This is a genomic window from uncultured Fibrobacter sp., assembly GCF_947166265.1.
Classification (GTDB): domain Bacteria; phylum Fibrobacterota; class Fibrobacteria; order Fibrobacterales; family Fibrobacteraceae; genus Fibrobacter.
In genome coordinates, this window is the sequence record NZ_CAMVDO010000004.1 from 159,807 (window position 1) to 168,418 (window position 8,612).

The 8,612-nt window shown below is 49.2% G+C and carries 5 protein-coding genes; 2 read left to right on the plus strand and 3 right to left on the minus strand.

The annotated features are described in order from the left end of the window. Positions 1 to 191: 191 nt before the first annotated feature. Together Q0W37_RS03905 and Q0W37_RS03910 are read right to left on the minus strand one after the other, a co-directional pair. Positions 192 to 3,242: an FISUMP domain-containing protein gene (locus Q0W37_RS03905; RefSeq protein WP_297698961.1), complete on the minus strand. Its 3,051-nt coding sequence runs from the start codon at positions 3,240 to 3,242 to the stop codon at positions 192 to 194. Between the two features lie 530 nt (positions 3,243 to 3,772). Continuing rightward, positions 3,773 to 6,133 carry an FISUMP domain-containing protein gene (locus tag Q0W37_RS03910; RefSeq protein ID WP_297698962.1) on the minus strand — a complete coding sequence of 787 codons (2,361 nt, stop codon included), beginning with the start codon at positions 6,131 to 6,133 and terminating at the stop codon, positions 3,773 to 3,775. Positions 6,134 to 6,330: 197 nt separating this feature from the next. Between Q0W37_RS03910 and Q0W37_RS03915 the strand changes: the two genes are divergently transcribed. Further along, on the plus strand, positions 6,331 to 7,002 hold the full coding sequence (locus tag Q0W37_RS03915; RefSeq protein WP_297698964.1) for a hypothetical protein: 672 nt from the start codon (positions 6,331 to 6,333) through the stop codon (positions 7,000 to 7,002). On the opposite strand, the gene Q0W37_RS03920 is transcribed toward Q0W37_RS03915, so the two are convergent. Next, positions 6,922 to 7,767, minus strand: a complete 846-nt coding sequence (locus Q0W37_RS03920; RefSeq protein WP_297698966.1) for a hypothetical protein — start codon at positions 7,765 to 7,767, stop codon at positions 6,922 to 6,924. The two genes, Q0W37_RS03915 and Q0W37_RS03920, sit on opposite strands and share 81 nt — an antisense overlap. A gap of 211 nt (positions 7,768 to 7,978) precedes the next feature. Between Q0W37_RS03920 and Q0W37_RS03925 the strand changes: the two genes are divergently transcribed. Then, a complete protein-coding gene (locus Q0W37_RS03925) occupies positions 7,979 to 8,419 on the plus strand; it encodes a hypothetical protein (RefSeq protein WP_072976950.1) in 441 nt (146 codons plus the stop codon). Positions 8,420 to 8,612: the final 193 nt, after the last annotated feature.

Consider the following 8,612-nt stretch of genomic DNA (forward strand, 5'->3'; position numbering starts at 1 on the left):
TGGAATCGCAATATTCTGTGCGGCAAGGATTCCTACAACCTGTTGATTATCTATAGGCAAGCCAACCATTTCATTCAATTAAGAAACTTTCCATCGCCAATTCTTTTTCAAATGGGAATGGTTCTAATTTCGAACTATTTAAAGTGGCTTTTGTAACCAAATTCATTGTCATAATCCTTTTTGTTAATGTTTTAATCCTTGAGGCAACGAACCGAGTAGCCGTCGACCTTGGTGCTGCAGTGGTCCGCATTACTCGCACCCAAGTACCAGCGGCAGGCGAAATTGCCACTGTACTCAGTGGCACTCCAGAAGTAGGCGTCCGAGCCGACGTAGTAGAAATTGCCATTGTAGTAGTAGCCAGCAGGAAGCGCGGAGAACCCGTAAGTGTCAGTAGCGCTGGACCAGCCGTCAAAGCCCTTGGCCTGCATGGCGTAAGGCGAACTACCGATTGCGGAATACAAGGTGTTCCATTCTGCCCAAGTCGGGATATGCCAGCCTTCGGGGCAGATGCCCCTTGCTGAAGTTGCTACCGTGCAGGTCTTGGTCTTGGGATTGCCATAACCGCAGCCCTTGCTGTTATCGGAATAGAGGCCCGCCGAATCCATGACGGCAGCCCAGGTGTAGTAGCGCCCATAAGTTTCGCCGTTATCCGTATTGGTATAGGTGCCGTATGTGGAGCCATCCACCTTATAATCAAGGTTTAGGTTTTCGGCCATCCAGGTCTGTTCGCCAATCTTTATCGTGTAATAAGACTTGCCATCCCTTTCATCGTTTAGCCTTCCAAATTTCGATTCAATCCTTTGAATCGTTACATACGAATCCCATTCACTATTTTCCTTGCAAACAAATCCATATTCTGCATAATCCGATTCTGCAGTTTTTTTGAAGAAGCCCTGATTATAAGATGTACAACCCAAAGCAAATTCTATTTCCTTGGGTTTCGCCACCCTGAACTCTCCGCCGTCGCAAGCGTATGTCTTGTCCGTATTCACACGGCCCTTCAGCAATGTTCCGTCACCATACGTGCCCATTTTATTGCATTCACCACGCGCTTCGTAGGTATCGTTGTAGATATCGGGAGCGACTTTCCATCCTCGCACGGCACCATCCGTATTCGCCGTACATACATAATACACATCTTTATACTTGACGGTAGAGGTGTCTCCAACCGTAAGGCAAGCCGTGCCTTCCGCCTCTTTTACAAGCAAACTATCCAAAGCAGTTCCAAGTCGCCAATTGTCATCCTGATAGACATAAGTTGTAGTTGTATTAATTTGTCCATTGCGAACTTCGCCATTAAACTCGCCAGCCCCCCAAGTTGCAGTATCCTTCTCAATGTCTGTTGCAATACGCCAAGCTTGATTCACGCACTTGTACCAGTTTTTGTCAGAACCTAACGCTACCGTATCCTTGCGCCACGCCACACAACCTTTTCCAACCAAACTATCAACATTCGTTCCATGGCGCCAGTTCTTATTTTCATAGACATACGTCAGTGTCGAATTCAAGCGACCATTGCGGACGGCGCCCTCGTTGAACTTATGGCCCCAGCCCATAGTATCCTTTTCGATGTCCGTTGCCACACGCCACCGGAACAGGCTGGCGTCATCACAGATAAAGCGGATTTTTTCGCCAATACTTGTAATATCGTTATAATTTTTGGTATAGTACATTGTTGATTTCGAATTCGGTACATTCTTCACCGTCCCCTCAGGAACGCTATCGCTACCACATACGCCAAGGCCAAGCTCTTCACTCCAAAAACTACGAACAAACTTTTCGAAGTCGGGAACATCACCGAGCCCCCAATTCATAACATTGGTTCGATAAGTCGCCAGTTTGCTATTCGATGTAGATGCATAAGAATCTATAGAAACAACCCAATCGGCAATCTCAGCCTTTCTCTCGGCATCGTCCCAGGAGCCATCTTCAGCCAAGTCGTTCGCCATATCCGTCAACAGCACCGAGAGTTCCGTTTCACTAGAATCACGTTGCAAAAGAATCGAAATAGCAAGGAGGGCGGCATCAGCGTCCGTTTTACCGAACACATCGAGGTCTTCGGACTCCGTCTTGAATTGGCTCGCGTCAATATGGAATGCCTTCAAGATTTCAGCCTGAGCCTGCTTTTTAGCAGCCCTCACCGTCATTTTTTCCTTCGTTACCAGGTAAAACACGCGGTCCTTTTCAAGGTGCGTCAGCAAGTTCACGTTCGCAGACTTACGCATTAGCATATTGGTGTAAGCTTGCAATTTGATATCCGTGGTCGTATTCCTGCCGGTCACCTCGTTTCGGTACTTGCCGTCCACCACTAGCAATGCATACTGGCTCACCAAATCACGCGACTGGAACTTATAGCGGCCATCGTTACTGTTGATAGTGCTCGTAAAGTTACCATTCGTCTGCTTCAAGGTGCGGCCATCGGAAAGTTCGTACAAATAAACGGTCGAACCCTTCAGGAACGGTCCCTTCTGCGAATAGCCCGAGAGCGAATCCAGCGAAATTGCAACCTTTTCAGAATCCAGTTCCAATGTGTCACTAGAGGTCGTATCCGCCGAAGCTCCCCCACCCCTAAAATTCAGCGTCATCGTAGAATCACCACACTTGATAGTGGCAGAAGTATCCGTCTGCTTGACAATTGTACAGCCAGCACCGTCTTTGCCGTTGGTTCCATTCGTACCGTTAGTTCCGTTCTTGCCATCGGTTCCATTTTTACCATCTTTGCCGGCGGCACCAGGATCCCCTTTTTCACCCTGAATTCCCTGTTCGCCCTTTTCCCCGTCCTTTCCCGCAACACCAGGGTCACCTTTTTCGCCGTCCTTTCCATTTACACCGTTCAGCACAACGCCGATGGAATCACCGTTACAGATAATCTTGAGGCCGCTCTTGTCTTTAAGTTCCTTGGTGGTGCAGCTGTAATTGCTATTATCCAGGTAAACGGTATCGCCCGCCATGAACACCGTATCTTTCGAGGATTCCTTCGTGGCAAACCACTTGCCATCTACACAAACGCGAATCGAAGATTCGCCCTTCACTAGAGCCTGTTCACCTTCGTTGTTCTTGGTGCATTTGGGAAGGTCTTTCACCGAAGAAACGATTTCGGTGCCGCCAGTTGCCACTTCCACAATTTTTTCGGTGGTGGTATTTTCGCCGCAAGCAGAAAGAAGGACTGCAGCGAGAATAGCTACGATGGATTGCCACGCCCCTTTGTGGCTCGCAATGACGTTGTTAATGAATTGTTCCATACTTCGAAATATAATAAAAAGGTTTACACCGTCACATTTCAAAACAGACAACACACTACCCCTTTATCCGTCAAATTGTTATATTAAGAGTATGGAAATCTACGTCAATCCGAATACAGCGAATTTTGAAGAAGCCTTGAACTCGCCCATCTATGCGGACATTTCCACAGCAAAGATGACGTGTTCACCTATTTGGTTCATCTCAGTTATCTAGCATACGATCGTAAAGAGCAACAATGCTACATACCTAACCGCAAGATGCGCAACCAGTGGATAAAAGTCCTCTCAGATTTTTTCAAGTTCAAAGAAACTGTAGAACTAATTCAGAACACACTCGAAATGAAAAATACAGCAGCGATTTCTTGTTTGTCGGCGTAAACTACGACGAACAAACCAAGGAACACAAGTGCGTCATCGAGAAGTTCGTGAAGTGATTGCTAGACTCAATAGTTCGTCTTTCGAATAACAAAAAAGGCTGTCTCCAGAATCGGAAACAGCCTTTTTGTTAGTTTGTTTGTCAAACTTCTGTTTTAGTCCTTGACGCAACGAACAGAGAAGGCGTTGTTCTTATTGTGGTCGTTCAGGGGCGCATTCTCGAGGTTGTAGTACAGGTACACGACGTACGCGAGGCTGGTACCGTCCTCAGCGGAACTCCAGAAGAACGCGTCGTAGCCTTCGTAGAAGAAATTGCCATTGTAGTTCCTGCCGCCAGCGGGGAGCGCGGCAAACCCAAAGGCATCCGTACCATTGCCGTTGATGATCCAGCCCGTCTGCGACTTGAGAATCTTGCCAGCCTTCGACTGGCCACCCACCGCCGTAAACAGGGCTTCCCACTCGGACTTGCTCGGCAAGTGCCAGCCCGCGGGGCAGATTCCCTGCACCAAGGTCGCTGAGCTTGCCGAAGCGAGATCACAGGTCTTGCCGTAGCCGCAATCCTGCGGGTTATCCGCATCGGTCGCAAGCTTTACCGAGTCTATTGCCGCCGCCCAAGTGTACATGCGTCCACCCACGTCGCAGTTCTTTGCAACATTGTTGTAGCACCAGCTCCTACCCTTCAGGCTAGAGGTCTTGGAACTATCAGCATAATTCAGGTTTTCGGCAAACCAAGTCCTGGAATATCCGCTACCTTTCGGAGCAATCGTCACAATATTGTAGACCTTCTGATCGCGCGGGTCTTTATAGGTATCGTATTCAATTTCCGGGTTCAGGCGAACTTCCTTGGGGATGCTCCAGCTCCAGCCCATCACGCTCACCCAGCCACTGGCAAAGCAGTAGTACTTATTGGTGCTGTTCACCACCCCACTTATCACCTTACCCACACTGTCGGCAGTGCACTTGTTTCCATAGGTATCCTTTTCAAACTCGTTTGCCGGTTTCCATGCACCATCCCTGCAGATAAAGCGCAACTTCGTATTGTAATAGTCACTCTTTTCGTTCTTCGTCGCAATGACTTCGCCATCGCGCTTACCTGTGCAACTGTCTATCCCATATTCCTTGTACCAGAAGTCGCGCACAAACTTCGCAAAGTCGGGGGCATCGCCCAGGCCCCAGTTCGTCACATTGGTGCTAAATGTCGCCAGCTTATTTGCAGAGTCCGCGACCATCGCCCAGTCGGCAATTTTCGCCTTGGTCGCGGCGGCATTTTCTCCGTCCCATTTGCCGTCCTTTTCCATGTCATTCGAAATTTCCGTCAACAACACAGAAAGCGCTGTTTCGCTGGAATCCCCCTGCAAAAGAATAGATATTGCGAGGAGGGCGGCATCCGCATCCGTCTTGCCGAACACGTCAAGGTCCTCGGATTCGCTCTTGAAGCCCGTGGTGTCGATATGGAACTGACTAAAGATTTCCGCCTGCGCCTGTTTCTTTGCCGCACGGACCGTCATATTCTTCTGCGTCACCAGGTAGAACACGCGGTTCTTTTCCAGGTGCGTGAGCAGGTTCACGTTTGCAGACTTATGCATCAGCATATTGGTGTACGCCTGCAACTTTATAGCAGTCGAAGTCGGCTTGCCTGTCACCTCGTTCCTATATTTTCCGTCCACCACAATCAAGGCGTATTGACTGACGAGGTCTCTCGACTGGAACGTGTAGCGACCGTCATCGCTTGTGATTTCACTTGTAAAGTTGCCGTTCGTCTGCTTGAGAGTACGCCCGTCAGAAAGCTCGTAGAGGTAAACCGTAGAACCTTTGAGGAAGGGGCCCTTCTGCGAAAAACCAGACAATGTGTCCAGCGAAACAGCAATCTTTTCAGAATCGAGTTCCAAGGTGTCAACGATATCGGAGCCACCCTTGCCACCCAAATTCAAGACAACGGACTTTTCACCGCACTTGATAGTCACCGTGGAATCGGTCTGCCCAACGATGGAGCAACTAGCACCATCGTCACCTTTATCACCCTGAATACCCTGCTCACCGGTTTTACCCTGTATTCCCTGTTCGCCAGCATCCCCCTTATCGCCTTTTGCACCAGTTTCGCCCTTGGCACCGTTCAGCACCACACCGATGCTATCCCCATTGCAAATAATTTTGAGTCCGCTTTTGTCCATGAGTTCCTTGGTCGTGCAACTAAAATCGCCTCCATCCAAGTAAACAGTATCACCAGCGACAACTAACGTATCAACGCCACCCTGCACATACACTGTGTCACTTTTCGGAACCGTCGCAAACCACTTGCCGTCCACGCACACGCGCACTGACGTTTCGCCCTTCACCAACGCCTGTTCACCTTCGTTGTCCTTGGTGCATTTCGGCAAATCCTTCACCGACGACACAACCTCCATGCCAATCTGGTTAATGTTCGTGACATTTTCGGTCGTTCCCTGCTCACCGCAAGCAGCGAAAAAGAGTAGAGACGAAAGAGCGAGTGTGGAAATAAGCGTAAGTTTTTTCATATTCTATAAAATAAAAAAAGAATTCGTCGAAAATTTCTATATTCCGCGATATGAAGGTGGGTTTTACAAAAGAAAGGATTCGGGCAAAAAACGTATTGAGCCACAGGTTCTCGGCAGCGTTTTTCCTTGCGATTACCACCTTTGCCGGTTCCGCCAACGCCCAGTCATCGTGCCCCCATTTTCTGTTAGAAAGCCCCATGGTCGTAAACATCGAAGGCTTTTTCGTAAACCAGAAACTCTCCCGGACTAGCCTCGACGTGGAATGGCGGCACCATCCTGAATCCCTGGACACCTTCTTTGTGCGTCCGCCGGACAGCCCCCATTTCAAGTTCATCACGGCGGGGGCATACCGCTTTATGGAATTTTCCGAGCAAAACATCAGGCGCCAGCTGGGAACGCACCACTTAAAAGAAAACATCGGCGAGACACCCCTAAAGCTCGACGACATGGAACTCCTGGCGAACGGGCAGTTCCTGTGTAAAGATTCCACGGTACAAAAGCCGAATATTTTCTCTACGGCGTTTTCGATGGCGTGGTGGAGCCTCGTGGCCGATTCCCTTCCGCGCCCCTCCAGGGTCGTCATGAACGGTGCCCGCAAGGAAAAGCGTTATTTCACTATCCGCCAATGGCGTAACTATGCGGGCGAAATGCTCCCGACACTTGTAAAGCTTGAAAGCGAAAAATACAGTGGCGAACTTTGGATCCGTTCCGCCTACCCCATGCAGACGTTGCAGGCCGATCCGATCGTCACCAACGTCAAGGGCAAGACGAAGCCCGAAATTCCCGACTTATTTAGAAAAATTCCTGTGAAAGGGGAAAGAAAAATACCCCTGATACTCCAGCTGAACCAGGAACTGTTGCGCGAATGATCCGTTGTAGAACCGTTTTTCGGTACGGCTCCAGCCACCCACTTCCAGAATAATATTCTGCAAGCCGTCATCCCAGAAATAGTGAACACCTAGCATCGCCTTGCCGTAGCTGAGCGATTCTTTCTGAACCGTATTCTTTTCGCGCAAAAGGCCCGTCTTGTAAAAACTGGATTCAAAAAGCAGGGCAAAATTTTGGTTCAACGGGATTCGTCCATAACCATCGAGTACGATAATAAAGTCGCGGCTGAACACGGGAATATTCCTGCGATAGTCGTAGCTCTTGCCTTCGAAGTCGGTGCTAATGTCCGAAAGAACGTAATGGAACTTCATCCCGAGAATGGAACCCCTCGGAAAGGAATAGCTGAGGCTTGCCGCAAGATCGATCAACTGCATATAATCGAACGCGCCGTCATCTTCGTACAGGTTTTCCGTAATGTAGTCGGCATTCCAGCTTTCTGCAATGCGGCCTTCGCCTTCGACTTCGGCGGTAACCATTTCAAGATTGGAATGGAAATAGACGTAGCTTTCGTAAACCGCGTTCACTTCCAGTTGCGGATTCGTCTTGAAGGGGCGCAAGCCCAACCCGGCAAGGTAGCCCCCATAAAAAGGAGACACTTCCAGGGCGGCATCCATACGCAGGTAGGTCGGATTGACATCGAGTCGTTCGCCGTAGGCCAAGTCCTCAAGCGGTTCAAGCCAGGAATAGTGGAGCATTCCCGTTGCCTGCGGAAGCCACTGGCCCCATACAAAGGGGGTGTTCCCCATGAGACTCCACGAAAGATTCGGGCCGTAACGGAAACCGTAATTCGCAAACTCATTGAAACCGTCTGCAAACGAGGAGACCGTGCAAGTAAAAAAAACTACAAGAAAGCCCAATAATTTCTTAAAATCCGTCATTTCAGGATAAAATTTAAAATAATTTCCCCAATTGCGCCATAAATTCTTATTTTGTAGGCATTAAATTATAGGAGTCTCTATGAAGCTGTCTCACTTATGCGTGCTTGGCGTGAGCGCCCTGATGTTCTGGGCATGTGCCAGCCGCTATTCCTCCCCCATTCTGATTGAACGTGGCGAAGGCCGCAAGGAATACGAACGCGAATACTTCGCCGTGAAGGAAAGCATGGGTATCGACAAGCGCCTGAAAGACGTGTTCAAGCAGGGCTATATCGAAGAAGGCATGACCAACGATATGGTGAACCTCCTTTGGGGTCCTCCTGACCACGAAAAGACGAACGACAAGACGAGCATCTGGGAATACTACACCCGCGAAGGCAAGCTCATCACCCGCCTTATCTGGAAGCACCCCGACCAGGCTCGCCTGAAGGGCTACGAAGAAGAGTGGATTCTAGAAAAGATCGAAGGCGACCGCTACGGCGGATCCCCGGCTCCGACCTCCAAGCATTCCTCCAACTACTAATATAAGTAGAGATCCCCGCCGGAGTTTATCCCAGATTTAGTCCGGGACGGGGATGACAGGAAGATGTCATGCCCGCCATCGAGCGGGCATCTCCTTTTTTAGCAAAAAAACAAAGACCGACTACCGCCTTAGGTCGAATTTTACTAAATTTAGGCGCGTTAAATTTTAAACCTCTCAAGGAGTTAATTATGCG